Annotated in this window: 2 protein-coding genes; one reads left to right on the top strand and one right to left on the bottom strand. The window is 43.8% G+C overall.

Going from position 1 to position 1,270, the window contains the following annotated elements:
• Positions 1–680: EAL domain-containing protein (locus A3738_RS26340; protein ID WP_156504521.1), on the top strand; the 680-nt coding region annotated here is incomplete at its 5' end.
• On the opposite strand, the gene A3738_RS26335 is transcribed toward A3738_RS26340, so the two are convergent.
• On the bottom strand, positions 677–1,270 hold a 594-nt coding region (locus A3738_RS26335; protein WP_156504520.1), incomplete at its 5' end, for a P-loop NTPase. The two genes, A3738_RS26340 and A3738_RS26335, sit on opposite strands and share 4 nt — an antisense overlap.

Below are 1,270 nucleotides of genomic sequence, written 5' to 3'. Positions count from 1 at the left end.
GCTGGGAAGATGAAGACTTAGGAGAAGTGAGACCCGATCTTTTTATTCCCATTGCTGAACAAACTGGATTGATATTCCATCTCGATCGCTGGGTATTAAGGACCGCATCAAAGCAAGTCAAAATCTGGCGCGACAAATTCGATCGACCCTTCAATTTATCCGTAAACTTCAGCCCAACGAACTTCCATCATCGTGAGATGATGCCTTGGATTCATAACGATCTCGCCCAAGAAAGCGGGCTTGAGTGGGTCGAATTAGAAGTAACCGAACGTCTGGTTCTTAATTACGATGACAACGTAATACAAGGTTTGGAGGAACTACTGAAACTTGGTATCAGCTTCAGTATTGATGACTTTGGGACAGGCTACTCATCACTCGGTTACATCAAAAAGTTCAGTCATATTTTGTCGAAGATCAAAATTGATCGCTTATTCGTGCACGAAATCATCAATCACAGCTCTGACCGCGCATTAGTGCAAAGTATCGTGACGCTTGCTAAAAGCTTGAATATAGAAGTATTAGCAGAAGGGGTAGAGTCTCGTCGCCAAGAAGACGTACTTATTCAATTAGGCTGCGACTACGCCCAAGGATTTATTTATGAAAAACCCTTGGGCGTTGATGATATTCCCGAGTTTTTAGATACATGGCTGAAAACACCACGTGTCGTTCGTAGCTATTAATCGGTCGATACAATAATTTCGGGGAAGTTTCCTTTAGCATCTTGCGTTTGTTTCGAGATTTCGGCCCCAACTTTTCGCGCAATGTCTTTATATAGCAGAGCGACTTCACTATCTGGTTCTGCTGTCACTGTCGGAGCACCAGCATCCATATGTGCACGAATGGTTTGATGCAGAGGCATTTCACCCAACACAGTTGTGTCATAAGCTTCCGCAATGCGTCGACCACCACCTTCACCAAATAATGGTTCATGATGACCACACGCACTGCAAATATGCATACTCATATTTTCAATAACGCCAAAGACTGGAATGTTCACTTTGCGGAACATTTCGATTCCTTTTTTACAATCTAACAACGCTATATCTTGAGGCGTCGTTACGACAATCGATCCTGTCACGGGTACTTTTTGCGCCAAGGTCAACTGGATGTCACCCGTTCCAGGTGGCATATCAATGATCAGGTAATCTAAATCGTTCCAACGTGTTTGCGTTAATAATTGCATCAGCGCGCCACTTACCATTGGTCCTCGCCATACAACTGGAGTTTTATCTGTCACAAGGTAAGCCATGGACATCGACTGAATACCATG

Source organism: Oleiphilus sp. HI0066, from assembly GCF_001635725.1.
This window is presented reverse-complemented; position numbering and strand designations above follow the sequence as displayed.